The organism is Aliiroseovarius sp. Z3 (assembly GCF_029105185.1).
GTDB lineage: Bacteria > Pseudomonadota > Alphaproteobacteria > Rhodobacterales > Rhodobacteraceae > Aliiroseovarius.
In genome coordinates, this window is sequence record NZ_JAFMZK010000002.1 from 335,315 (window position 1) to 358,656 (window position 23,342).

At 59.0% G+C, this 23,342-nt stretch carries 24 protein-coding genes; 12 read left to right on the plus strand and 12 right to left on the minus strand.

The features are described 5' to 3' along the window. Positions 1–100 precede the first annotated feature (100 nt). The 8 genes from ccoN (at position 101) to ccoS (ending at position 8,205) form a co-directional block, all read left to right on the plus strand. The gene (gene ccoN / locus J3R80_RS04635; RefSeq protein WP_275392588.1) at positions 101–1,702 is read left to right on the plus strand and encodes a cytochrome-c oxidase, cbb3-type subunit I; all 1,602 of its coding nucleotides are present in this window, start codon (positions 101–103) and stop codon (positions 1,700–1,702) included. A 14-nt stretch (positions 1,703–1,716) separates the two neighbouring features. Further along, a complete protein-coding gene (gene ccoO / locus J3R80_RS04640; protein WP_275392589.1) occupies positions 1,717–2,442 on the plus strand; it encodes a cytochrome-c oxidase, cbb3-type subunit II in 726 nt (241 codons plus the stop codon). Positions 2,443–2,454: 12 nt separating this feature from the next. Continuing rightward, positions 2,455–2,631, plus strand: a complete 177-nt coding sequence (locus tag J3R80_RS04645) for a cbb3-type cytochrome c oxidase subunit 3 (protein ID WP_108857374.1) — start codon at positions 2,455–2,457, stop codon at positions 2,629–2,631. A 36-nt stretch (positions 2,632–2,667) separates the two neighbouring features. Next, a complete protein-coding gene (gene ccoP / locus J3R80_RS04650; RefSeq protein WP_275392590.1) occupies positions 2,668–3,540 on the plus strand; it encodes a cytochrome-c oxidase, cbb3-type subunit III in 873 nt (290 codons plus the stop codon). 372 nt (positions 3,541–3,912) lie between these two features. Continuing rightward, on the plus strand, positions 3,913–5,325 hold the full coding sequence (gene ccoG / locus J3R80_RS04655; protein WP_275392591.1) for a cytochrome c oxidase accessory protein CcoG: 1,413 nt from the start codon (positions 3,913–3,915) through the stop codon (positions 5,323–5,325). Between the two features lie 3 nt (positions 5,326–5,328). After that, positions 5,329–5,814: a FixH family protein gene (locus tag J3R80_RS04660; RefSeq protein WP_275392592.1), complete on the plus strand. Its 486-nt coding sequence runs from the start codon at positions 5,329–5,331 to the stop codon at positions 5,812–5,814. Positions 5,815–5,844: 30 nt separating this feature from the next. After that, positions 5,845–8,040, plus strand: coding sequence for a heavy metal translocating P-type ATPase (locus tag J3R80_RS04665; protein ID WP_275392593.1), 2,196 nt, complete (start codon positions 5,845–5,847; stop codon positions 8,038–8,040). A 3-nt stretch (positions 8,041–8,043) separates the two neighbouring features. After that, positions 8,044–8,205, plus strand: coding sequence for a cbb3-type cytochrome oxidase assembly protein CcoS (ccoS, locus tag J3R80_RS04670; RefSeq protein WP_275392594.1), 162 nt, complete (start codon positions 8,044–8,046; stop codon positions 8,203–8,205). A gap of 7 nt (positions 8,206–8,212) precedes the next feature. On the opposite strand, the gene J3R80_RS04675 is transcribed toward ccoS, so the two are convergent. Both J3R80_RS04675 and J3R80_RS04680 read right to left on the minus strand, forming a co-directional pair. Then, positions 8,213–8,800: a response regulator transcription factor gene (locus J3R80_RS04675; protein WP_275392595.1), complete on the minus strand. Its 588-nt coding sequence runs from the start codon at positions 8,798–8,800 to the stop codon at positions 8,213–8,215. Between the two features lie 225 nt (positions 8,801–9,025). Then, a complete protein-coding gene (locus J3R80_RS04680; protein ID WP_275392596.1) occupies positions 9,026–9,679 on the minus strand; it encodes an arylesterase in 654 nt (217 codons plus the stop codon). Positions 9,680–9,706: 27 nt separating this feature from the next. Here J3R80_RS04680 and J3R80_RS04685 point away from each other — a divergent pair, with 27 nt between their 5' ends. After that, on the plus strand, positions 9,707–10,375 hold the full coding sequence (locus tag J3R80_RS04685) for an ATP-binding cassette domain-containing protein (protein WP_275392597.1): 669 nt from the start codon (positions 9,707–9,709) through the stop codon (positions 10,373–10,375). Beyond that, entirely contained in the window at positions 10,372–12,897 is a 2,526-nt protein-coding gene (locus J3R80_RS04690; protein WP_275392598.1) for an FtsX-like permease family protein, read from the plus strand. Before J3R80_RS04685 ends, J3R80_RS04690 begins: the two co-directional genes overlap by 4 nt. A gap of 4 nt (positions 12,898–12,901) precedes the next feature. On the opposite strand, the gene J3R80_RS04695 is transcribed toward J3R80_RS04690, so the two are convergent. From J3R80_RS04695 to J3R80_RS04740, 10 genes are all read right to left on the minus strand, one after another. Further along, positions 12,902–13,327, minus strand: a complete 426-nt coding sequence (locus tag J3R80_RS04695) for a DUF3052 family protein (protein ID WP_275392599.1) — start codon at positions 13,325–13,327, stop codon at positions 12,902–12,904. Positions 13,328–13,609: 282 nt separating this feature from the next. After that, complete coding sequence (locus J3R80_RS04700) at positions 13,610–14,389, minus strand: succinate dehydrogenase iron-sulfur subunit (RefSeq protein ID WP_275392600.1); 780 nt, start codon at positions 14,387–14,389, stop codon at positions 13,610–13,612. A 12-nt stretch (positions 14,390–14,401) separates the two neighbouring features. Next, the gene (sdhA, locus tag J3R80_RS04705; protein ID WP_275392601.1) at positions 14,402–16,207 is read right to left on the minus strand and encodes a succinate dehydrogenase flavoprotein subunit; all 1,806 of its coding nucleotides are present in this window, start codon (positions 16,205–16,207) and stop codon (positions 14,402–14,404) included. A gap of 18 nt (positions 16,208–16,225) precedes the next feature. Beyond that, positions 16,226–16,597 (minus strand): succinate dehydrogenase, hydrophobic membrane anchor protein, encoded by a 372-nt coding sequence (gene sdhD, locus J3R80_RS04710; RefSeq protein WP_275392602.1) that lies wholly within the window; start codon positions 16,595–16,597, stop codon positions 16,226–16,228. An 11-nt stretch (positions 16,598–16,608) separates the two neighbouring features. Beyond that, positions 16,609–16,992, minus strand: coding sequence for a succinate dehydrogenase, cytochrome b556 subunit (gene sdhC / locus J3R80_RS04715; protein ID WP_275392603.1), 384 nt, complete (start codon positions 16,990–16,992; stop codon positions 16,609–16,611). 254 nt (positions 16,993–17,246) lie between these two features. After that, complete coding sequence (locus J3R80_RS04720; protein WP_275392604.1) at positions 17,247–18,281, minus strand: MaoC family dehydratase; 1,035 nt, start codon at positions 18,279–18,281, stop codon at positions 17,247–17,249. Then, entirely contained in the window at positions 18,281–18,484 is a 204-nt protein-coding gene (locus J3R80_RS04725; RefSeq protein ID WP_275392605.1) for a DUF1737 domain-containing protein, read from the minus strand. Before J3R80_RS04725 ends, J3R80_RS04720 begins: the two co-directional genes overlap by 1 nt. 3 nt (positions 18,485–18,487) lie before the next feature. After that, complete coding sequence (locus J3R80_RS04730) at positions 18,488–19,036, minus strand: NnrU family protein (RefSeq protein ID WP_275392606.1); 549 nt, start codon at positions 19,034–19,036, stop codon at positions 18,488–18,490. 14 nt (positions 19,037–19,050) lie between these two features. Next, positions 19,051–19,899 carry a CoA ester lyase gene (locus tag J3R80_RS04735; protein ID WP_275392607.1) on the minus strand — a complete coding sequence of 283 codons (849 nt, stop codon included), beginning with the start codon at positions 19,897–19,899 and terminating at the stop codon, positions 19,051–19,053. Between the two features lie 110 nt (positions 19,900–20,009). Then, positions 20,010–20,768, minus strand: a complete 759-nt coding sequence (locus J3R80_RS04740; RefSeq protein ID WP_275392608.1) for a sulfite exporter TauE/SafE family protein — start codon at positions 20,766–20,768, stop codon at positions 20,010–20,012. A 158-nt stretch (positions 20,769–20,926) separates the two neighbouring features. On the opposite strand from J3R80_RS04740, the gene mdh reads away from it, so the two are divergent. Next, positions 20,927–21,889, plus strand: a complete 963-nt coding sequence (gene mdh / locus J3R80_RS04745) for a malate dehydrogenase (protein ID WP_275392609.1) — start codon at positions 20,927–20,929, stop codon at positions 21,887–21,889. A gap of 257 nt (positions 21,890–22,146) precedes the next feature. Continuing rightward, entirely contained in the window at positions 22,147–23,340 is a 1,194-nt protein-coding gene (sucC, locus tag J3R80_RS04750) for an ADP-forming succinate--CoA ligase subunit beta (RefSeq protein WP_275392610.1), read from the plus strand. Positions 23,341–23,342: the final 2 nt, after the last annotated feature.

The window sequence follows — 23,342 nt, forward strand, 5'->3', positions numbered from 1 at the left end:
AAGCGGTCTTGAAGGGATAGGTCCAAACCCAGAAAAGTCGAAAAGTGCCCTCATCCGGTCGTGGGAGGGGGGTGTATGACATAAGACGAAGGGACGCAAAATGTGGGATTACCTCAAATTAGCGATCTACGGCCTCATCGCAGTGATGGCCGCGATTGCTGCAAGTTATGCCCGCGACATCGCCTACCAGATACACGCTATCCTGGTGGTTCTGATCGCGGCTGGCCTGTTTGTCTTTTCACTCCGTCGTGTGGGTGAAGAGAAGGTCATAGAAACCGGTTATATGGATGGCCCCGTGCGCGTGGGCGTTGCCTTAACCGCCTTTTGGGGCGCTGTTGGCTTTCTGGTTGGGACGTTCATCGCGTTTCAACTTGCGTTCCCAAGCCTTAATTTCGGATGGGCCGAAGGCTATCTGAACTTCGGTCGCCTGCGCCCGCTGCACACGTCTGCGGTTATCTTCGCATTCGGCGGCACTGCCCTGATCACATCGTCCTTCTATGTGGTTCAGCGCACGTCAGGCGCACGCCTTTGGGGCGGCAATCTGGCGTGGTTTGTGTTCTGGGGATACCAGATCGTAATCCTGCTGGCGGCCACCGGATATCTGCTGGGCGCAACCCAGTCGAAAGAATATGCGGAACCCGAATGGTACACCGACCTCTGGCTAACCATCGTTTGGGTGGCCTATCTTCTGGTCTTCATGGGCACGCTCATGAAACGGAAAGAGCCGCATATCTATGTGGCCAACTGGTTCTATCTGTCCTTCATCATCACCATCGCCATGTTGCATGTGGTCAACAACCTGGCCATGCCGGTGTCGATCTTCGGATCCAAGTCGGTTCAGCTGTTTGCCGGTGTTCAAGACGCTATGACGCAGTGGTGGTATGGCCACAACGCCGTGGGCTTCTTCCTGACCGCGGGCTTCCTTGGCATGATGTACTATTTCGTGCCGAAGCAGGCTGAACGTCCGGTCTTCTCGTACAAGCTGTCGATCATCCACTTCTGGGCACTGATCTTCCTGTATATCTGGGCCGGCCCGCACCACCTGCACTACACCGCTCTGCCGGATTGGGCGTCGACCCTTGGCATGGTGTTCTCGGTTGTTCTGTGGATGCCCAGCTGGGGCGGCATGATCAACGGCCTGATGACCCTGTCTGGCGCATGGGACAAGCTGCGCACCGACCCGGTTATCCGGATGATGGTTGTGTCCATCGGCTTCTACGGCATGTCGACCTTCGAAGGTCCGATGATGTCGATCCGCGCTGTGAACTCGCTGTCGCACTATACGGACTGGACCATTGGTCACGTGCACTCGGGTGCGCTGGGCTGGAACGGCATGATCACCTTCGGGATGCTGTACTTCCTGGTTCCCAAACTGTGGAACCGTGCCGGTCTTTATAGCCTGAAACTGGTCAGCTGGCACTTCTGGCTCGCCACCATCGGCATCGTGCTTTACGCCGCGTCGATGTGGGTAACCGGTATCATGGAAGGCCTGATGTGGCGTGAAGTTGACGCGCAAGGCTTCCTGGTGAACTCGTTCGCCGACACCGTTGCCGCCAAGTTCCCGATGTATGTGGTGCGCGGCATGGGTGGGGTTCTGTTCCTCACGGGTGCCCTGATCATGTGCTACAACCTTTGGATGACCGTCAAGCGTTCGCCGGCAGCAGAATCTGCCCATGACGCCCAAACGGCTCCGGCAGAATAAGGAGGGAAGGACCAATGGGAATTCTCGACAAACACGTTGTTCTTGAAAAGAACGCAACGCTTCTTCTGGTCGGTAGCCTTCTGGTTGTCACCGTGGGTGGTATCGTAGAGATCGCACCGCTCTTCTACCTCGAAAACACCATCGAGGATGTGGAAGGCGTGCGCCCCTACTCGCCGCTCGAGCTTGAGGGCCGGAACATCTATATCCGCGAGGGCTGCTATGTCTGCCACTCGCAGATGATCCGCCCGATGCGCGACGAGGTTGAACGTTACGGCCACTACAGCCTTGCGGCTGAAAGCCAGTACGACCACCCGTTCCAGTGGGGTTCGAAACGGACAGGGCCTGACCTTGCCCGTGTCGGTGGCCGGTATTCGGACGAATGGCATGTGGATCACCTGAAAGATCCGCAGTCGGTCGTGCCGGAATCGGTGATGCCGAAATACGCTTTCCTGGCGGATCGCCTGATCGAGCCGAAATATATCGAAGACCTGATGAAGGCCAATCAGATCGTGGGTGTGCCTTACACCGACGAGCAGATGGAGAACGCCGAAGCCGACTGGTTGGCTCAGGCTGATCCTGACAGCGACTATGATGGCCTTCTGGCACGCTATCCGAAGGCGCAAGTGCGCAACTTCGATGGTGCGCCCGGTGTGTCCGAGATGGACGCCTTGATCGCCTATATGCAGATGTTGGGCACGTTGGTCGACTTCTCGACCTTCACACCTGACGCAAGCCGGTAAGGAGTAGGGATGATGGACACCTATGGCATTATGCGAGCTTTCGCAGACAGCTGGTTCCTGATCGCGATGTTCGCCTTTTTCGTCGGGGCCGCTTTGTTTGCGTTCCGTCCGGGATCGAACAAGGTCCACAAGGACATCGCGAACATCCCCTTCCGCCACGAAGACAAACCTGCCGGTGACCGGGACTGATGTTCCCGGGCGCTCAGCTCAAAGGGAGTTGCGGCAATGAGTAAGAAACCAATTGAGAAGAAAGAACCCGAAACGACGGGCCACGAATGGGACGGCATTCAGGAGTTCAACAATCCCCTGCCACGCTGGTGGGTCTGGGTGTTCTATCTGACCATCATCTGGGGCGTTTGGTACACCATCGCCTATCCGGCCTGGCCGCTGATCAAAGGCGCAACCGCTGGCTATATGGGCTATTCCACCCGTGCCGAAGTGGCTGCCGAGATCGACCGTTTCACCGCGCTGAACGGCGAACTGGAAGCCCAGTTGGCGTCAGCAGACATAACCACGTTGGAGCAAGGCACCGATCTGCACAACTATGCCATCCAGTCGGGTCGTGCGACCTTTGCGACCTTCTGCTCGCAATGTCACGGCTCGGGAGCGGCTGGGAATGTCGGCTATCCCAACCTTCTGGACAATGACTGGCTGTGGGGCGGCACGATCGAAGATATCCAGCTGACACTTCAGCATGGTATCCGGTCGGAAGACGACGCTGACACACGCTACTCCGAGATGCCCGCCTTCGGAGACGACTATCTGAGCGACGAGGAAATTACACAGGTCGTGAACTATGTGATGTCGCTGTCGCCGGTCACCAAGCCCGATGCGGATATGGCATTGGCGGCCGCGGGGGAAACGGTCTTCGTCGACAACTGCACCTCGTGCCACATGGAAGACGGTACCGGCGATCGCAGTCAGGGTGCACCGAACCTGACGGATGCCATCTGGCTGTATGGCGACAGCAAAGAAGCCATCACCGAGATCGTGACGACCGGCCCATTTGGCGTAATGCCAGCGTGGAGCGGCAAGCTGAGCCAGAGCCAGATCAACGCTGTCTCGGCCTATGTCCACCAATTGGGCGGTGGCGAGTAAGCCACCGGCCAACCATAAGTTCCGGGGCCTCACTCCCCGGTCAACGGCACCGACCCCTGATCCTGTTCGCGCGTTTCTCCGGGGTTGGTGCCACCTTATCTGAAAGCCCGGCCGCCCAGCGCGGTCGGGTTTTTTTAGCACGCACCGGGTTGTTTCAATGCCAATGGGCTTTTCAGTTGGCTGTCAGGGTGCGGCCAATTGACAGACTGCGACGGGATGGCGCTGTGACATTATGGAAACTTGATAATAATCAATGACTAATCACTTATCCCATGAGCGGCGCGGCCAAATTCTTTGATCCACATCAAGGCTGCAATGTAGAATAATTCTTAGTTCCAAGATCAACCTAATAAGCAGGAGTGGAATCTTTCCATGTCTGACGCCCCCGAACAGCTTTACGCCGCGCGCGAGCCAATTTTTCCCAAGCGGGTGAAAGGCACGTTTCGCAGCCTGAAATGGTGGATCATGGGCATTACGCTCGGCATCTACTATCTTGCGCCCTGGATCCGATGGGATCGCGGGCCAAATCTGCCCGATCAGGCCATTCTGGTCGATATGGCCAACCGCCGATTCTATTTCTTCTGGATCGAAATCTGGCCGCATGAATTCTATTTCATTGCGGGCCTATTGATCATGGCGGGGCTGGGCCTGTTTTTATTCACCTCGGCCGCCGGGCGTGTCTGGTGCGGCTATGCGTGCCCGCAAACGGTCTGGACCGATCTGTTCATCCTTGTCGAACGCTGGGTCGAGGGCGACCGGAACGCCCGTCTACGGCTGCACCGACAGAACTGGAACGCCGAGAAGATCCGCAAACGTCTGATCAAGTTCACACTCTGGATCCTGATCGCGGTCGCCACCGGCGGTGCGTGGGTGTTCTATTTTGCCGATGCACCCACGCTGTTGGCCGATCTTGTCACAGGCAACGCGCATCCGCTGGCCTATTCGACCGTATTGGTTCTGACCCTGACGACCTTCTTCTTCGGCGGTATCGCGCGCGAGCAGATTTGCATCTATGCCTGTCCGTGGCCACGTATTCAGGCCGCGATGATGGATGAGGACACGATCACCATCGCCTATCGTGAATGGCGGGGTGAGCCGCGCGGCAAAGGCAAGAACCGCGAGGAGCTTGGCGATTGCATCGACTGCAATGCCTGCGTGAACGTCTGCCCGATGGGGATCGACATTCGCGACGGTCAGCAACTGGAATGTATCACCTGCGCCCTGTGCATCGACGCCTGCGACGAGATGATGGAGAAGGTTGGAAAACCACGTGGCCTGATCGACTATCTCGCCTTGAAGGACGAGGCATACGAGCGCGCAGGGAACGAGAAAATCCCGGTGATCAAGCACCTGCTGCGCCCGCGCACGATTCTTTACACATCGCTTTGGGCCTTGGTCGGGGTCGCCTTGACCGTGGCGCTGTTTGTTCGCCCGAAAGTGGATGTGACAGTGCGTCCGGTTCGCAATCCGACCTATGTCACCCTGTCTGACGGGGCGATTCGCAACACCTATGACGTGGGTGTGCGCAACCGTCATGGCGAGGAATGGCCCTATTACTTCTCGCTTACCGATGACAGTGGTATGGTGATCGAGCTGGAGGGCAGCGATAAACTCGTGCTGGTCGCACCGCCTGATACCGAGGCGAAGCAGCGGGTTTATGTGGTGGCGCCTCCGGGATCCGAAGCCGCGCGCACTGCGCGCACTGAACTGCGCCTTTGGATCGTTGATGGCATTACGGGTGATCGTGTGCATTTGGACACGGTGTTCAACGGCAGGGGGCGCTAGCCAATGGCCAATTCACAAAACAAAAAAGAGTTCGAACTGACCGGAAAGCACGTTCTGGCCATCGTGGTCTCGGCCTTTGCGGTGATCATTGGGGTGAACGTCTTCATGGCTTATTCCGCCATTGGCACGTTTCCCGGGCTTGAGACCAAGAATTCCTATGTCGCAAGCCAGCAGTTTGACGCCCAAAAGGCCGCGCAAGAGGCATTGGGTTGGGATGTGACCGCCGAGGTGGATGGCGAAATGTTGGTCCTGAATATCAAGGACAAGGCCGGCGCGCCTGTCACGGTCAAGTCCATCTACGGTCTGTTTGGCCGTGCGACCCACGTGAACGAGGATCAGGAACCGTCATTCGCTCAGGGTTCCAACGGTGTCTATCTGGCGCAGGTTGGCCCACTGGGCGAGGGCAACTGGAACTTGCGTTTGAATGTGGTTGCCGAAGACGGCACCAATTTTCAAAGACGCATCCCGATTTTCATCTCGTCCAAATAGCCCGACCGACCGTCGATAAGGAACGTATCCATGGCCACACCGATCTCTGCCTGCCCAGCTTGTGACGCAGCCCCGCTTGCTGAAGCGCAGGCCGGGAAAGGGTATCAGGGCAATGGGATGGAGGCGCAGCGCATTATGCTGTCTCTGCCTCAAATCTATTGTGCCGCCTGTATTGCCGGTGTTGAACGCGGGCTTGCGGCGCAGCCGGGGGTTCGGGCGGCGCGGGTGAACCTGACCCTGAAACGCGCCACCGTGGATGTTGATCCGAACGTTGAGGCACAGACATTGGCGGATTATCTGACCGGGATCGGGTTTGAAGCCTACGAGCTTGATCCGGGGCAATTGACCTCGACCGCGACTGACAAGCAGGGCAAAGACCTGCTGATGCGGCTGGGCGTTGCGGGCTTTGCCATGATGAACGTCATGCTGCTAAGCGTTGCGGTCTGGTCGGGTGCGACCGATGCCACCCGTGACCTGTTCCATTGGATCAGCGCGGCCATCGCAATTCCGACCATCGGGTTTTCAAGTCAGGTGTTCTTTCGCTCTGCTTGGTCCGCATTGCGGGTTGGTCGCCTGAACATGGACGTGCCAATTTCGCTGGCGATCCTGCTGGCGCTGGGCATGTCGCTTTATGAAACCATGCATTCAGGCGAACACGCCTATTTCGATGCTGCCCTGTCGCTGACCTTCTTCCTGTTGGCCGGACGGTATCTGGATTACCGCACCCGTGCGGTCGCACGATCGGCCGCTGAAGAACTTGCTGCCCTTGAAGTGCCGCGTGCCGCCCGTGTGGTTGCCGGACAGGCCGACGAGCAGGTGGCCGTGTCCGACCTGTCGTCCGGTGACATCGTGCGCGTGGTGCCCGGCGCCCGCGTGCCAGTGGACGGGATCGTCGTTACCGGGGAAAGTGAGCTTGACCGCTCGCTTTTGACCGGGGAAAGCCTGCCGGTTGCAGCGGCGCCCGATACCGTTGTGTCAGCCGGTGAGGTGAACCTGACCGGTCCACTGACCGTGCGCGTAACGGCGGCGGGACGCGACAGCTCCCTGCATCGCATGGCCGATCTTGTCGCCATCGCGGAAACGGCCCGCAATCGATATACATCACTTGCCGACAAGGCGGCGGCAGTCTATGCGCCCGTGGTGCACTTGTTGGCTTTCGCCGCGTTTCTGTTCTGGTTCTGGTATTCTGGTGACTGGCGCATGGCGATGAATATCGCTGTCGCAACTTTGATCATCACCTGCCCGTGCGCCTTGGGCCTTGCAGTGCCCGCTGTGACCACAGCAGCGTCCGGGCGGCTGTTCAAACAAGGTATGTTGCTGAAATCCGCCACCGCCATGGAGCGGCTGGCCGAGGTCGACCACGTTGTCTTTGACAAGACCGGCACCCTGACCGAGGGCAAGCCAGCAATGGACGACCTGACGCATTACAAGTCCCGCGACCTTGAAATCGCGCTGGCTTTGGCGGAAGGCTCAAGCCACCCCTTGGCGCAATCGCTTGTGCAGGCGACGCGCATGGCGGGCGTGCAACCCGCCGACGTGACCGGAGTTCACGAAGTTCCGGGCCGCGGCGTCGAAGGGAACTGGCAGGGCAAGATCGTTCGTTTGGGGCGTGCGGAATGGCTGGGCGCGAATGCGGTCGGGCAGACCGCAACCTATTTGTCGGTGTCAGGAGCCAAGCCGGTCGCGTTTACCTTTACCGATGCATTGCGGCCGGGCGTCGCCGAAGCCATCACAGCCTTGAAAACCAAAGGTATGGGCATCACGCTGATTTCCGGCGATGTGCCTGCCGCAGTGGCCGATATTGCAGGCCGTGTTGGCATCACCGAATGGGAAGCCGATACCTTGCCCGAAGAGAAGGCGGAATATGTCGCGCGTCTGGGGAAGTCCGGCAAGAAAGTTCTGATGGTTGGCGATGGGTTGAATGACACCGCTGCTCTTGCCGCCGCCCATGTCTCGATTTCGCCTGCATCGGCACTGGAAGCCGCGCGCGTGGTGTCTGATATTGTTCTGTTGGGCAAGTCGATGGAGCCACTGTCCGATGCGATTGACATGTCAAAAGCAGCGACACGCCGCATCAAAGAGAACTTTGCTATCGCGGCGGGTTACAACGCTATTGCGATCCCGATTGCCCTGATCGGGCTGGCCACACCGCTGGCGGCTGCGCTTGCCATGTCAACCTCGTCCGTGACAGTGTCTTTGAACGCATTGCGGCTGAAGAAAGGTTGATCGATGAACGTGCTGGTCTATCTGATCCCGGTCTCGCTTTTGTTGGGCGGTCTTGGGTTGGCTGCGTTTTTCTGGACCCTGAAAAGCGAGCAGTATGAGGATCCAGACGGCGACAGCCAACGTATTCTCAGCGATCGTTGGGACGATGCGCCCCCCGAAGGTTAAAGACGGGTCATACCATCCCACGATCGCGCGCAATCATGGCGGCGTGCGTGCGATTGCGAGCGCCAAGTTTTCGGATCACCGATCGCATGTGCATTTTCACGGTCACTTCCTGAATGCCGAACGTGTGCGCGATTTCCTTGTTTTGCTGACCGTCGCACAGAAGCGCCAAGATCTGCTCTTCGCGCCGCGACAACAGGCCTTCGTTTCCGGATTTCGACAGGCTTCCTTGTGGCAGCACGATAAGATCGCTGCGCCCCTGCGCCAAGGTCAGAGCCGCCTTCAGATCGGCGTTCGACAGGTGGGCAGGTATGCAACCGGTCACGCCAAGGCGCAACGCCTGTCGCGCAACGGTCAGTGTCGGGGCCTGCATCAAAAGCACCACGCGCGCGTTCGGCCGCGCTTTGATCAGGCGCGTGATCGCTTTCAACCCTCCAAGGCCCGGCGTGCCAAAATCCACGGCCAGCAGCGGCCGATCAGATTTGTCAGGCATCAGCAGCTCTGCTTCGTGTAACGTCGTGCAGATTTGTAGCGGGGCGTCACCACCCAGCTGGAAAACAGATGTGAACCTGCGTTGGATGGCAAGGTCTTCTGTCATCAAAAGGATTTTCACAGCGGCGCTCCGCCTCGGAAATTGTGGCCGTCATGGCCATGACCGGTTTTTAGGGGCGCAACATTCGCACAGCGAGCGGTTAACGAACAGGTGTCACTAGGGATAGGTTTTTGGGCCAAAACCTGTCTGAAAGTGAGGGTGCGTGGCCAACCTCGCGCATTGTGCAAAGGACCATGGTTACGGCAGGGCGCTGGCTAAGCTGCCGGGTGGTTAAGGCAGCACGTCCAAAACCGCCGGCCCCAAGGCATCAACGATCAGGGACACGCCCTCTGCCGTTGGGTGCAACCCGTCGGATTGCAGATATTGAAGCGCACCGTTTGCGGATCCCGCGGCCTCCGTCAACCCGGCCAGGAAACTGGGATACAGCGAAACATCGTGGTCCTGTGCCAGACGCTCGAACACTTGTTCGAACTGTGCTTTGTAGGTCGCGCCGAAATTGGCAGGGCCCGGCATGCCGATCAGCAAGCTGGGCAGTTCACGCGCCGATAGCTCGGACAGAATGGCATCGAGATTTGAGTAGGTCGCTTGCGGATCAATACCGCGCAGCATGTCATTGGCCCCCAACGCCACCAGAACCACGTCGATGTCGTCGCTCAGAACCCATCCCAGTCGCGCCGCGCCCCCTGCCGTCGTATCGCCGGACACGCCCGCGTTAATAACGGTTGCGACCGTTCCGTGGTCGTTCAGCCATGCCTCAAGCTGGGGCACGAACCCTTCTTGCTGCGGCAACCCGTAGCCAGCAGTCAGGCTGTCCCCCAGTGCAAGCAGTGTGACCCCGTCTGCACGCGCTGCACCCGACAGCAATGCAATTGCCGCCAAGCACTTGAGAAACCAGTTCAAAACCCCATATCCACGTGACATCATATTGTTTTACCCCTTGCAGGATTTCCCATGTCCGAGCCGATCATCAATTTGACCGACACCCGCCTAGCGCTTGGCCATAATGCCGGTCGGACCGAGATCCTCAAGGGTATAGACATGTCTGTGACAGCGGGCGAGACACTGGGTCTGACGGGGCCTTCGGGGTCGGGCAAGTCATCTCTCCTTATGGTGCTGGGCGGGCTTGAGCAGGCCAGCAGCGGCGGCGTGACCGTTCTGGGTCAGAACCTGAGCACGATGGGCGAAGACGATCTTGCCCGGTTCCGCAGGGATCATATGGGGGTGGTGTTCCAATCTTTCCATCTGATCCCGACCATGACTGCGTTGGAAAACGTGGCGACCCCTTTGGAACTGGCCGGTGCGCGGGACGCGTTCGAGCGGGCGGCGGAAGAACTGCACGCTGTTGGATTGTCCCACCGGCTGGATCACTATCCAAGTCAGATGTCGGGTGGTGAACAGCAGCGCGTGGCGCTGGCCCGTGCGGCTGCCCCGCGCCCGGAAATCCTGTTGGCAGATGAACCGACCGGCAATCTGGACGGAAAGACCGGGGCGACGATCATGGATCTGTTGTTCGGGCTGCGAGACCGCCATGGCGCCACGCTGGTTCTTGTGACCCACGCGCCAGAGCTTGCCGAGCGGTGTGATCGCATCCTCCAGATTCAGGACGGGGTGCTTGTATGATGCAAACGCTGAATATGGCGTTGCGTCTGGCCCGGCGCGAGATGCGCGGAGGTACGCGTGGATTTCGTATCTTTCTGGCCTGTCTGGTGCTGGGCGTCGCAGCGATTGCCGGTGTCGGCAGCGTGCGCGAGGGGCTACGGGCGGGGCTGGCTTCACAAGGCGCGGTCCTGTTGGGTGGCGATGCATCCGTATCGTTCACCTATCGTTTTGCCGATGACGCAGAGCTGACGCTGCTGACCTTAAAGAGCGACGCGATAAGCGTGCTGGCCGATTTCCGGTCCATGGCGGTTGTCGGCGACGACCGGGGATTGACGCAGGTAAAGGCGGTGGACGATGCTTATCCACTTGTCGGGACAGTTGAACTGGATCCGCCGATCGCTCTTTCCACTGCGCTGGACGGGCAGGAGGGATTGCCCGGTGCGGTTATGGATGATCTGCTGATCGACCGGCTGGGTCTGTCTCGTGGAGATATGTTTCAACTGGGTGATGTCGCATTCGTCTTGATGGCCGAACTGGTGAAAGAACCTGACAACGCAAGCGGCGGCTTCGGTCTTGGACCACGCACCATTGTGCGTCGGGACGCTTTGGTGGGGTCCGGTCTGTTGACCGAGGGCACGTTGTTCAACAGTCATTACAAAATGCGTCTGGCCGAGGGCGAAAGCCTGAACACGCTCTATGCGGCCACGATGCCGACGTTGGAGCCCAACGGCGCGCGCTGGCAGGATGCCCGCAACGGCGCTCCAGGCATGCGACGACTGGTTGATCGGTTGGGCGCGTTCCTTGTTCTGGTCGGGCTGGCAGGGCTGACGGTCGGTGGCGTCGGCATCTCGGCGGCAGTGCGCGCGTATCTGGATGGTAAGACCAGTACAATTGCGATTTTGCGAGCGTTAGGTGCCACAAGATCAACCATTTTTCTTACATATTTCCTGCAAATCGGCGCTCTGACGATTATCGGTCTGCTGCTGGGCCTTTTTCTGGGGGCTGTCGTGCCTCTGGTGCTGGCGCCGTTTATCGCGTCTGTGTTGCCAATCACGGCAGAGATCACGATCTATGCCCGCCCGCTGGCCGAGGCTGCTTTGTATGGCATTCTGGCCGCGCTTCTGTTCACTCTGTGGCCTTTGGCGCGCACTGAGGATGTGAAGGCGGCGGCCTTGTTTCGGGACGCAGCATTGGGCCGCGCTCGTCTGCCGCGTCCGTTGTTCGTCGGATTGTGTCTGGCCATTCTCGCGCTGTTGATCTGGTCTGCTGCCGCCCTTTCGGGTATGCCCCGCCTGGCGATGTGGAGTTTTATCGGTTTGGCCGGTGCCTTTGCTGCGCTGGTTCTGACCGGATTGGCGGTGCGCTGGATCGCCCGATGGGTGGGGCACCGCAAGGCGATACGCGGCTGGCCCACGCTCAGGATGGCCCTGGGCGCCGTTGGCGGGCCGGGGGGCGAAGCGGGTGCTGTGGTACTGTCGCTTGGCCTTGGTCTGGCGGTGCTGGCTGCGGTGGGTCAGATTGATAACAATCTGCGTGGTGCGATTGCGCGGGATCTGCCGGGGGTTGCCCCCAGCTTCTTTGTCGTGGACATCCAGCCCGACCAAATTGACGGTGTGAAAGCGCGTCTGGAAGACGATCCGCTGGTCAGCCGGATCGATACAGCGCCCATGCTGCGCGGGATGATCACTAAAATCAACGACCGCCCGGCCCGCGAAGTCGCGGGCGGTCATTGGGTTGTGCGGGGGGATCGCGGCCTGACCTATTCGGCCACGCCCACACGCACCACCGTCGTCGAAGGCGAATGGTGGCCCGAAGACTATCAGGGTCCGCCCCAGATCAGCTTTGCCGCGGAAGAGGCGGAAGAGATGGGGATCGGCATCGGCGACAGCCTGACCGTCAATATTCTGGGGCGTGACATCACCGGAGAAATCACCAGCCTGCGCGAGGTGGATTTCAGCCAGGCAGGGATGGGGTTTGTTATGACCCTGAACCCCTCGGCGTTGGCGGGGGCGCCGCACAGCCACATCGCGACGATCTATTCCGAGGCAGCGGGCGAGGCGGCAATCCTGCGCGATCTTGGTCGGTCCTATCCGAATATCACGCTGATTTCGGTGCGGGATGCGATCACACAGGTGACAGGGATTATGGGGCAGGTGGCCGCCGCGATCACCTATGGCGCATTGGCAACTTTGCTGACGGGGTTCGTGGTGTTGATGGGGGCGGCGGCGGCGGGCGAGCGCGCGCGGACCTACGAAGCAGCAATGCTGAAAACGCTCGGGGCAACCCGGGCTGCGATCCTGATGAATTTTGCCATCCGATCGGCCGTGCTTGGCGCGGCGGCGGGGGCTGTCGCGGTGCTGGCGGGCGGGTTGGCCGGCTGGGCAGTGACCCATTATATCATGGAAGAACGGTTTGCTTTTGATGCCCCCAACGCGCTTGCCATCGTGTCGGGCGGTGTGGTTGCGACAGTTCTGGCGGGGCTGTTCTATGCGTGGCGTCCGCTGTCGTCCCGCCCGGCGCGGGTGCTGCGTTCGCGGGAATGATGGGTCAGCCGTGTGCCGCGCGATGTTCCTTGCGGATCACAAGTTTCAAGCCCGACCAGGTCTCGTCCACGGCACAGACCTTCACGTCAACCAGCGTTGTTTTTAGGGCGGCATCGCGGATCACATCTTCGGTCATGTCCGTGGGCCGTTTTGACGCTTTCTTGGGCCATGAAATCCAGATCATCCCGTCCTTGTCCAGTGCTGCCAGAAGATTTGGCAACGCGGCCTCGAAGTCGGTTCGGCTGTCGGTGAACATGTGGATCAGGTCATAGGGACCGGTCAGCCCCCCGGCTGTGACGTCGTTCACCACGACGAAAGCGCGGCTTGTGACAAGATGGTCTTGGGTGGCAGGGCGGTTCAGCCATGCCACCCGTTGGCCGTCTTTCAGGCCGAGCTTCTTCGGCAAGGGTGTACCGGAATACCCTGTCATTGGGGCAGGATATGTCCGCCCAAGCCGAATGCAAAATACAATCTTGCTCTACGCCGCGGCGAACAGTGGCGCCCTACAATGCTGAAGGCTGCGATCGGTCGGTTAGGATTGCGCCCACTCCATGGCTTGGGGGATGAAATCCATCAGCATTGCGATGAACCAATGGTTAGCTTCGTTGCGCAAGGGGCAGGGCTGGACGTGCCAAATCCCGTCGGCAGGTGCCAAAAGAAATGGCCGCCCCGGCAAGGGCGGCCAACATGATCGCGTGAGCTATTTCGCTGATCAGAGCCTGCGTTCGACCATCATCTTCTTGATCGACGCAATGGCCTTGGCCGGGTTCAGACCTTTCGGACAGGTCTTGGCGCAGTTCATGATGGTGTGGCAGCGATACAGCTTGAACGGATCTTCCAGCTCGTCCAGACGCTCACCGGTGGCTTCGTCGCGTGAATCAATGATCCAGCGATACGCATGCAGAAGCGCGGCCGGTCCAAGATAGCGATCGCCGTTCCACCAATAGCTGGGGCACGAGGTCGAGCAGCTGGCGCACATGACGCATTCATAAAGACCGTCCAGCTTCTTGCGGTCTTCGATGGACTGCTTCCACTCTTTCGCAGGGCGGTTGGTCTTGGTTTCCAGCCACGGCATGATCGAGGCGTGCTGCGCATAGAAATGCGTCAGGTCCGGGATCAGGTCGCGCACCACCGGCATGTGCGGCAGCGGATAGATCTTCACGTCGCCCTTGATCTCATCCATGCCATAAATACAGGCCAACGTGTTGATCCCGTCGATATTCATCGCACAAGACCCACAAATGCCTTCACGGCAGGATCGGCGGAAGGTCAGGGTCGGATCAATCTCGTTCTTGATCTTGATCAGCGCGTCCAGAACCATCGGGCCGCAGGTATCCATATCGACGAAATAGGTGTCGACACGCGGGTTTTCCCCGTCATCCGGTGTCCAGCGATAAATCTGGAACTTGCGCACGTTGGTTGCGCCTTCCGGTTTGGGCCATGTTTTGCCCGTGCGGATGGTCGAGTTCTTCGGAAGTCTGAATTGAACCATATCGTGTCCTCCTTAGAACGTCCGCGCTTTGGGCGCGATTTTCTTCAAGGCGATACCGCCTTCTTTCTCGGTGGTCAGCGGGTCGGTGATAACCGGGCGATAGCTCAGGTCGACCTTGGTGCCATCCACGCGGCTGACGGTGTGGACGCGCCACTTCTTGTCGTCGCGTTTCGGGAAATCCTCGTGTGCGTGGGCGCCGCGGCTTTCCTCGCGGGCTTCTGCACCGTGGATGGTGGCCAGAGCGTTCGGCATCAGGTTGGCCAGTTCCAGCGTCTCCATCAGGTCCGAGTTCCAGACCAATGAGCGATCTGTGACGGCAAGGTCGTCCATCTTGGCGGCAACCTTGGTCATCTTCTCGACGCCTTCCTTCATCGTCTTGGCGGTGCGGAAGACGGCAGCATCGGCTTGCATGGTCTTCTGCATTTCAAGGCGCAGTTCTGCGGTTGGCACGGCACCATTGGCGTTGCGCAACCCGTCGAAGCGATCAAACGCCTTGTCGACCGAGGATTGGTTCAGCTTGGGATTGGCGGCGTCGGCATCCACCACCTTGCCGGCGCGGATCGCGGCAGCGCGGCCAAAGACCACAAGGTCGATCAGCGAGTTCGAGCCAAGACGGTTGGCCCCATGCACGGACGCACAGCCCGCTTCACCCACGGCCATCAGGCCGGGAACGACAGCGGTCGGATCGTCTTTGGTCGGATTCAGAACTTCACCCCAATAGTTGGTCGGGATGCCGCCCATGTTGTAATGCACCGTCGGCAGAACCGGGATCGGTTCCTTGGTCACATCAACACCGGCAAAGATCTTGGCGCTTTCCGAGATACCGGGAAGGCGTTCGGCCAGTGCCTCGGCAGGCAGGTGGTCGAGATGCAGGAAGATATGATCTTTCTCGGGGCCGACACCACGACCTTCGCGGATTTCCATGGTCATCGAACGCGACACGTAATCGCGGGGGGCAAGGTCTTTATACTGGGGCGCATAACGCTCCATGAAACGCTCGCCTTCCGAGTTGACCAGATAGCCACCTTCGCCACGCGCCCCTTCGGTGATCAGACAGCCCGAGCCATAGATGCCGGTCGGGTGGAACTGCACGAATTCCATGTCTTGCAGGGCCAGACCCGCACGGGCCACCATGCCGCCGCCATCACCGGTGCAGGTGTGGGCCGACGTGGCCGAGAAGAAGGCGCGTCCGTAACCGCCGGTGGCCAGAACGACCATCTTGGCGTTGAACACGTGCATCGTGCCATCGTCCAGTTTCCAGCAGACAACCCCCTGACATTCGCCGTCTTCCGACATGATCAGGTCGATCGCGAAATACTCGACATAGAACTCCGCGTTGTTCTTCAGCGATTGCCCATACAGCGTGTGCAGGATCGCGTGACCGGTCCGGTCGGCTGCAGCACAGGTGCGTTGTACGGGCGGTCCGTCACCAAATTCGGTCGTGTGACCGCCGAAGGGGCGTTGGTAAATCTTGCCTTCCTCGGTGCGCGAGAAGGGCACGCCGTAATGTTCCAGCTCGTACACCGCCTTGGGGGCTTCGCGGGCCAAATATTCCATCGCGTCCGTGTCGCCCAGCCAGTCCGAGCCTTTGACGGTGTCATACATGTGCCACTGCCAGTTGTCCGGGCCCATGTTGGACAGGGACGCGGCAATGCCGCCCTGCGCTGCGACCGTGTGTGATCGGGTCGGGAACACCTTGGTCACGCAAGCAGTGCGCAGGCCCTGTTCGGCCATGCCAAGTGTCGCACGCAGACCAGCGCCACCGGCACCGACCACGACCACGTCATATTCGTGCGTTTCGTATTCGTAAGCTGCCATTTGGGTTGCTCTCCGGTCTTAAAAGGCGATGCGGGCAAGGCCATACAGGCCAACCGCAAGAATTGTGTAAGCCAATGCGGTGCAGGTGATCACAAGGACTTTCTTGACTACGCCGCGAGAGTAGTCCTCGATCACCACTTGGATGCCATGGCGAAAGTGAACCATCGCGGTGACAAGCGTCATCGCTGCAATGATGGCGGGGAAGGGGCGCTGGTAATAGGCGATGGCTTCCTCGTAGGGCAGCCCAAGCGCGCAACCGAAGGTCAGCGCGAACAGCGGCATCAGGATCAGAAGGCCCACAGCCGAAATGGCCTGTCCCCAGAAGTGTTCGGTGCCAGAGCCGGCAGCCCCTTTGCCTACGGCGCGTTTGCGGTCGGTTAGATAATGCATGCCTGTCCCCCTTACACGATGATGGCGACGATGATCGCCAGAATGACAGACCCGATGATGACGCCAATGCCCATCTTTTCGGCAGTTGGAACATCAAGACCAATGCCAATATCCCAGATCAGGTGTCGCAGACCTGATAGCGCGTGATAGCACAAGGCCCACAGCGCCAGAAACATGATCACATCCCCGATGAACGAGGTCATCAGACCGTTCACCAGATCATAGTAACCCGGTCCCATTGCGGCTGCGATGAACCACCACACAACCAGGATCGCGGCCCCCAGAAGGGCGACACCGGTTATCCGGGCGAAGATCGAGGTGATGGAGGTCAGCTGCGGGCGGTAAATCTGCAGATGCGGGGATAGTGGGCGATTGCCCCTATTCACGTCGGCCATGGCGGCCTCCTTCTGTCTGTTGCGACTGTTGTGACAGGAATAACGTCATTTGCAGTGCAGAGTCACGCGTTATGGGCAGCAAAACTGGCCGAATTTGCGCTAACATGAAGGAAATCTTCACCATGTGATCACAAAAAATATTCTTGTGATCACATGCGAAGCGTCTTTATATCCGACTGAAAATATAGGGCAATCCGGCGCAAATGCCGCGCGGCGGCATCGGCCCTGCTTTGCCGATTATCGTCGCCAGACATCTATTTTGGCATCAATGCCCAGTAATCCAGATCCAGCATGACCTCGGGATGATACTTGCCGTCTTCGCCTTTTAGCGCGAATTCGGGCGCGCCATGTTTGACCGCAACCAAGCGCAATCGCACGGCACCCACGCCCGGCGCATCGGTGTCTGCCTTGTCCAGAACTTCAGACCATGCGCGGATGGTGTCGCCCGCGAAGCAAGGGTTGGCATGTGCCCCGCCGTTCAAGCCGACGATCATCTGCGCATTTGCCAGCCCGTTGAACGACAAGGCCCGCGCCATCGAGATCACATGCCCACCATAAATCAGCCGCTTGCCGTCCGGGCGGAAGGTGGCGTCAAAATGCACTTTGGCCGTGTTCTGCCACAAGCGGGTCGCCAGCATGTGTTCGGCTTCTTCGACGGTCACGCCATCGACATGGTCGATCTTTTCGCCGACCTCGTAGTCGCCCCAGCGGTGCGGTTCGCCCGCAAGGGTGAAGTCGTAATCCGCGAATGACAGACCTTCAGGGATCGTCAGGTCACTTGTGTCCAACGTGCCTTTCAACTCGGGGATCACGGTGTCCGGGGCAGGGGCGTCCAGATTGCCTTTGCGCACCATCACCCAGCGCACGTATTCCAGAACCGGCTCGCCCACTTGGTTCACCCCACGTGTGCGCACCCAGACCACGCCTGATTTCCCGTTCGAGTTCTGCTTAAGCCCGATCACTTCTGAAGATGACCGCAGCGTGTCGCCCGGATAAACCGGTTTCAACCAGCGCCCTTCCGCATAGCCAAGGTTCGCCACAGCGTTCAGGGATATGTCGGGAACGGTCTTGCCAAAGACGATATGAAACGCGATCAGGTCATCCAGGGGCGAGCCCTCCAACCCGCAATGGCCTGCAAATTCGTCCGAGGAGTATAGCGCATGACGGGCTGGATAGAGCGCGTGATAAAGCGCCCGCTCCCCTTCTGCCACGGTGCGCGGAACAGCGTGGTCAATCACCTCGCCGAGTTTGTAATCCTCAAAGAAACGGCCGGGGTTGGTTTTTGCCATCAGTGCTCTCCCAATTTCGTGTCGGGTGTGTAATCGCCGGGAACGACCTTCACCACGGCCTGAGCACAGCGCATTTTGCCGGTCGCGGCGTCGTGGGCATAGGCAGGATCACCGTGAAGCTCCCATCCCTTGTTCAGGGCGGCGGTCACTTTGTGGCAGAACGCCGATGTGTCATCTTCTGTCAGCAGGCGATAGAGCTTCATGGCTTACATTCCGAACGGTGATGGGCCGATCAGCCCGTGAACAAATCCAATGACCAGCGTCAGGACAACTGATGCCACAAGGAACATTCCGTCCTTCGCGATGGCGCCCTTGGGGTGCGGGGTCCATTCTGGCTCGGCCCGGTTGATCACGGCAATCTCGGCCACCGCCCAGATCGTTAGCGCGCCGAACAAGATCATCGAGGCAAGATCAGGGTTCACCATGATATGCGCCACGGACCAGATGATGAACCCGGTCAGCATCGGGTGGCGCATCCGGTAAAACAGCGCGCCTTTCGATGGGCCCGGGCTCATGAAGTAGATCGCGAAGACGATGGCCAGATTGTTGATGTGTTTCAGAAACGCGGGATAGGCCACAAGATCGAAGCTTTCGGTCGCTCGGTAGCCGACCACCATCAGGACCACACCGATAAGCAGGATAAGGGCGGAAACACCCTTCGCCTTTTCGCCCATCGCTGCGTGACGCGCGGGCAGAGCGCGCTTCCAGAAATGCCCCGCATACCAAAGGGCGATGCCGATGATCAGGATGGTCATGTGTGTTCTCCGCGCTAGCCGGCCATATTGGCAATGGCGTCTGCCTTGGCCAGAATTCCTTTTGCCGTCACAACATGCAGGTTTTCGACGATTTTACCATCCACAACTGCCACGCCCTGGCCCGAGGCTTCGGCGTCTTCAAACGCGGCGATCTGGCGCCGGGCAAGGTCAATTTCGGCATCGGACGGTGCAAAGGCCGTGTTGGCGATGTCCAACTGTGCCGGGTGGATCAGGGTCTTGCCATCCATGCCCATGTCGCGGCCCTGATCGCATTCGACCTTCAGACCTTCTTCGTCCTTGAAGGCATTATAGACACCGTCGATGATCACCACCCCATGCGCCTTGGCAGCCAACAGGCACAGATGCAACCCGCCCATCATCGGCAAGCGATCAGCGCGGAAGCGGGTGTTCAGTTCCTTGGCAAGGTCATTGGTCCCCATCACGAAGCCTTTCAGGCGGGGATGGGCCGCAATTTCGGCAGCGTTCAGCATGCCCAGTGGCGTCTCCATCATTGCCCACAGGTCCACGTCAGGGATCAATTCTGCCAACTCATCCAACTGTGCCGCCGAATCCACCTTTGGCATCAGGATCGCGTCTATATCGGCGCCTACGAAAGCGGCCACATCATCCTTGCCCCAAGCCGTATCAAACCCGTTGATACGGACGATCTTGGCCCGGTTGCCATAGCCACCTTTGTCCAGTTCGGCCTTCAAAACCGTGCGTGCACCTATCTTTGCGTCGGGGGCCACCGCATCTTCCAGATCAAAGATGATCGCATCGGCAGGCAGGTTGCGCGCCTTTTCCAAAGCACGCTCATTCGAGCCGGGAATGTACAGGACGGAACGAAAGGGACGAGTGGGCATGATTCTGATACTCCGCAATATTGTTGCGCAAGGGACCATATTTGCGCACCATTCCGCAAGTGTGGATTTGCCGCAACGCAGAAATTTCTTGTTTCAGGCGCCGTAGCTGATCAGGTCAGGCCTTCCCAGATCAGCTTCGTGCCTGTGACAATCAGGAAGAAATAGGTGAAGGCAAAGAAGCTCCGCTCGGACAGGCGGTGGTGCATATGCACACCAATCCAAACCCCGATCACTGCAAACGGGATCAAGAACAGATTGGCCTTTGCCGTTTGCCACGAAAAGATTCCCAGTGCGAAATACGGGATGAATTTCAACAGATTTATCGCCCAGAAACTGATCACTGTTGTGGCTTGAAACGTGGTCTTGTCCAGCCGGCGGGACAACAGAAACACCGCTGCCGGCGGGCCGCCGGCGTGGCTGATGAAACTGGTAAATCCAGCGACCAGCCCCCAGAACCCGCCAAGCCCTGCGGACATGGGGTGGGCTGCGGGGCGGATCAGCCCCTTCGCACGCGCCAACTGGAAGCCAACGAAACCAACGGCGATCAGACCGATCAACAGGCGGAACAAATCTGGATCGGCGATCGAATACAGAAGCGCCCCGATTGTCACGCCCGGAACGGCTCCTAGCACCAAGGCCTTGGCTGACGGTGTATCCCACTTTCGCCAATAAGGTTGTAGCGCCGTTACATCCATCAGCATCAACAGCGGCAACATCAGCCCGATGGCTGCGCCGGGTTCCAGAATCAGCGCGAGCAGCGGCGTTGCTGCAAAGGCCGCGCCCGAGCCGAAGCCGCCCTTCGAAATACCCGCAAAGATCACTGCAGGGATCGCAAAGGCAAAGAATGTGAGGTCAAGAACCTCGGGCATGGCGCGTCCCTCAAACCGCTGCAAAACGAGTGATTTAGCGCTATCGCGAATGCAGTTCGGGGGCAAGCGCCGCGTTATGCCGCGGCGCGGCACCCTTGCGCGAATGCTTTAATCGGACTACGCATGCGCCCGAAAACAACTGATCGGAGATCACACTCATGGCCAGACCCAAGATTGCGCTTATCGGTAGCGGCATGATCGGTGGCACCCTTGCTCACCTTGCTGCACTGAAAGAAATGGGCGACGTTGTCCTCTTTGATATTGCGGACGGCATCCCACAGGGTAAAGCACTCGACATCGCGGAAAGCGGCCCCGTTGAAGGGTTCGACGCAGCACTGTCGGGCACCACGTCTTACGAAGACATTGCTGGCGCAGATGTCTGCATCGTCACCGCCGGTGTTCCGCGCAAGCCGGGCATGAGCCGTGATGACCTGCTGGGCATCAACCTGAAAGTCATGAAATCGGTCGGCGAAGGCATCAAAGAGCACGCCCCGAACGCATTCGTGATCTGCATCACCAACCCGCTGGACGCCATGGTTTGGGCGCTGCGCGAGTTCTCGGGCCTGCCGCACAACAAAGTGGTCGGCATGGCTGGCGTTCTGGACTCGGCACGCTTCCGTCACTTCCTGTCGGTCGAATTCGACGTGTCCATGCGCGACGTCACCGCCTTCGTTTTGGGCGGCCATGGCGACACAATGGTTCCGCTGACCCGCTATTCGACCGTTGGCGGCATCCCGCTGCCGGATCTGGTGGACATGGGTTGGACCAGCCAGGAAAAACTGGACGCCATCGTTCAGCGCACCCGTGACGGTGGCGCCGAGATCGTTGGTCTTCTGAAAACCGGTTCCGCCTATTATGCACCTGCGGCTTCGGCAATCGAAATGGCTCAGGCTTACCTGAACGACCAGAAACGCGTTCTGCCTTGTGCGGCTTATGTGGATGGCGCCTATGGTCTGGACGGCTTCTATGTTGGTGTGCCGACCGTTATCGGTGCGAACGGTATCGAGAAGGTCATCGACATCAAGCTCAGCAAAGACGAGCAAGCGATGTTCGACAAATCCGTCGACGCCGTGAAAGGTCTGGTCGAAGCCTGTAAAGGGATCGACAGCTCGCTGGCCTGATCTTATCAGAAGAACAGAATCGGGGCGCTCCAATCAGGGGCGCCCCTTTTTCTTTTCACGGAAGAACCTTTAGAATCACGGGGTTTTTCCATTTCTGCGCGGGTGAAGCAATTTGTGATCACAGTTTTTTCGGGTGTGATCACAAATTGCCGGGTTTAGCGCAAAAATCCACCTAATCAGCAGAAAGTGTTTTCGACCATCCGCGCAGTTGTGCATGGTGTCCGCGACCAAATGGACCAACTGGATAGGATGATTTCATGAACATTCATGAATACCAGGCGAAGGCCCTTCTGAAATCCTACGGTGCCCCTGTTTCCGACGGGCGCGCTGTTTTGAGAGCAGAAGAAGCCAAGACCGCCGCAGGTGAACTCGACGGACCGCTTTGGGTGGTCAAAGCACAAATTCACGCAGGTGGCCGCGGTAAAGGTTCCTTCAAGGAAGCTGACGCTGGCGAAAAAGGCGGTGTGCGCCTGACCAAGTCGGTGGAAGAAGCCGCCGAGGAAGCCAAGAAGATGCTGGGCCGCACCCTTGTGACCCACCAGACCGGCCCGGCAGGCAAACAGGTCAACCGCATCTATATCGAGGCCGGGTCCGGCATTGAGCGCGAGCTTTACCTTGCTCTGCTGGTTGACCGCCAAACCTCGCGCATTTCGTTCGTCTGCTCGACCGAAGGCGGCATGGACATCGAGGAAGTCGCCGCCGCGACGCCGGAAAAAATCCTGAGCTTCTCGGTCGATCCCGCGACGGGGTATCAAGGCTTCCACGGCCGCCGCATCGCCTTCGCGCTGGGCCTGGAAGGCGCGCAGGTCAAGCAATGCGTGAAACTGATGGGTCAGCTCTACAAGGCTTTCGTTGAGAAAGACATGGAGATGCTGGAGATCAACCCGCTGATCGTGTCTGACAGCGGCGATCTGAAAGTGCTGGACGCCAAGGTTGGCTTCGACGGCAACGCCATTTATCGCCACCCGGACATCGCCGAGCTGCGCGACACCACCGAAGAAGACCCGAAAGAGCTGGAAGCGTCGAAATACGACCTGAACTACATCGCTCTGGACGGTGAAATCGGCTGCATGGTGAACGGTGCTGGTCTGGCAATGGCCACCATGGACATCATCAAGCTCTACGGTGCTGAGCCTGCCAACTTCCTTGACGTGGGCGGCGGTGCGACCAAAGAGAAAGTGACCGAAGCCTTCAAGATCATCACCTCGGACCCGAACGTAAAGGGCATCCTTGTGAACATCTTCGGCGGCATCATGCGCTGTGACGTCATCGCCGAGGGCGTGGTTGCAGCCGTGAAAGAAGTGGGCCTGAAGGTTCCGCTGGTCGTACGTCTGGAAGGCACCAACGTGGAAGCCGGTAAAGACATCATCAACAATTCAGACGTTGATGTGATCGCAGCCGACAACCTGTCGGACGGTGCTGAGAAAATCGTGAAAGCGGTGAAGGGTTAAGA

What these genes read in the sequence shown, in the direction of transcription:
- J3R80_RS04740 (WP_275392608.1), bottom strand. Translation starts at nt 20,768, where the DNA reads ATGCCCGAGGTTCTTGACCTCACATTCTTTGCCTTTGCGATCCCTGCA.
- J3R80_RS04680 (WP_275392596.1), bottom strand. Translation starts at nt 9,679, where the DNA reads ATGATGTCACGTGGATATGGGGTTTTGAACTGGTTTCTCAAGTGCTTG.
- J3R80_RS04735 (WP_275392607.1), bottom strand. Translation starts at nt 19,899, where the DNA reads ATGCCCACTCGTCCCTTTCGTTCCGTCCTGTACATTCCCGGCTCGAAT.
- mdh (WP_275392609.1), top strand. Translation starts at nt 20,927, where the DNA reads ATGGCCAGACCCAAGATTGCGCTTATCGGTAGCGGCATGATCGGTGGC.
- J3R80_RS04690 (WP_275392598.1), top strand. Translation starts at nt 10,372, where the DNA reads ATGATGCAAACGCTGAATATGGCGTTGCGTCTGGCCCGGCGCGAGATG.
- ccoS (WP_275392594.1), top strand. Translation starts at nt 8,044, where the DNA reads ATGAACGTGCTGGTCTATCTGATCCCGGTCTCGCTTTTGTTGGGCGGT.
- J3R80_RS04700 (WP_275392600.1), bottom strand. Translation starts at nt 14,389, where the DNA reads ATGGTTCAATTCAGACTTCCGAAGAACTCGACCATCCGCACGGGCAAA.
- sdhA (WP_275392601.1), bottom strand. Translation starts at nt 16,207, where the DNA reads ATGGCAGCTTACGAATACGAAACGCACGAATATGACGTGGTCGTGGTC.
- J3R80_RS04725 (WP_275392605.1), bottom strand. Translation starts at nt 18,484, where the DNA reads ATGAAGCTCTATCGCCTGCTGACAGAAGATGACACATCGGCGTTCTGC.
- sucC (WP_275392610.1), top strand. Translation starts at nt 22,147, where the DNA reads ATGAACATTCATGAATACCAGGCGAAGGCCCTTCTGAAATCCTACGGT.
- J3R80_RS04730 (WP_275392606.1), bottom strand. Translation starts at nt 19,036, where the DNA reads ATGACCATCCTGATCATCGGCATCGCCCTTTGGTATGCGGGGCATTTC.
- ccoO (WP_275392589.1), top strand. Translation starts at nt 1,717, where the DNA reads ATGGGAATTCTCGACAAACACGTTGTTCTTGAAAAGAACGCAACGCTT.
- J3R80_RS04685 (WP_275392597.1), top strand. Translation starts at nt 9,707, where the DNA reads ATGTCCGAGCCGATCATCAATTTGACCGACACCCGCCTAGCGCTTGGC.
- J3R80_RS04645 (WP_108857374.1), top strand. Translation starts at nt 2,455, where the DNA reads ATGGACACCTATGGCATTATGCGAGCTTTCGCAGACAGCTGGTTCCTG.
- J3R80_RS04665 (WP_275392593.1), top strand. Translation starts at nt 5,845, where the DNA reads ATGGCCACACCGATCTCTGCCTGCCCAGCTTGTGACGCAGCCCCGCTT.
- J3R80_RS04675 (WP_275392595.1), bottom strand. Translation starts at nt 8,800, where the DNA reads ATGACAGAAGACCTTGCCATCCAACGCAGGTTCACATCTGTTTTCCAG.
- J3R80_RS04720 (WP_275392604.1), bottom strand. Translation starts at nt 18,281, where the DNA reads ATGGCAAAAACCAACCCCGGCCGTTTCTTTGAGGATTACAAACTCGGC.
- ccoG (WP_275392591.1), top strand. Translation starts at nt 3,913, where the DNA reads ATGTCTGACGCCCCCGAACAGCTTTACGCCGCGCGCGAGCCAATTTTT.
- ccoP (WP_275392590.1), top strand. Translation starts at nt 2,668, where the DNA reads ATGAGTAAGAAACCAATTGAGAAGAAAGAACCCGAAACGACGGGCCAC.
- ccoN (WP_275392588.1), top strand. Translation starts at nt 101, where the DNA reads ATGTGGGATTACCTCAAATTAGCGATCTACGGCCTCATCGCAGTGATG.
- J3R80_RS04660 (WP_275392592.1), top strand. Translation starts at nt 5,329, where the DNA reads ATGGCCAATTCACAAAACAAAAAAGAGTTCGAACTGACCGGAAAGCAC.
- sdhC (WP_275392603.1), bottom strand. Translation starts at nt 16,992, where the DNA reads ATGGCCGACGTGAATAGGGGCAATCGCCCACTATCCCCGCATCTGCAG.
- sdhD (WP_275392602.1), bottom strand. Translation starts at nt 16,597, where the DNA reads ATGCATTATCTAACCGACCGCAAACGCGCCGTAGGCAAAGGGGCTGCC.
- J3R80_RS04695 (WP_275392599.1), bottom strand. Translation starts at nt 13,327, where the DNA reads ATGACAGGGTATTCCGGTACACCCTTGCCGAAGAAGCTCGGCCTGAAA.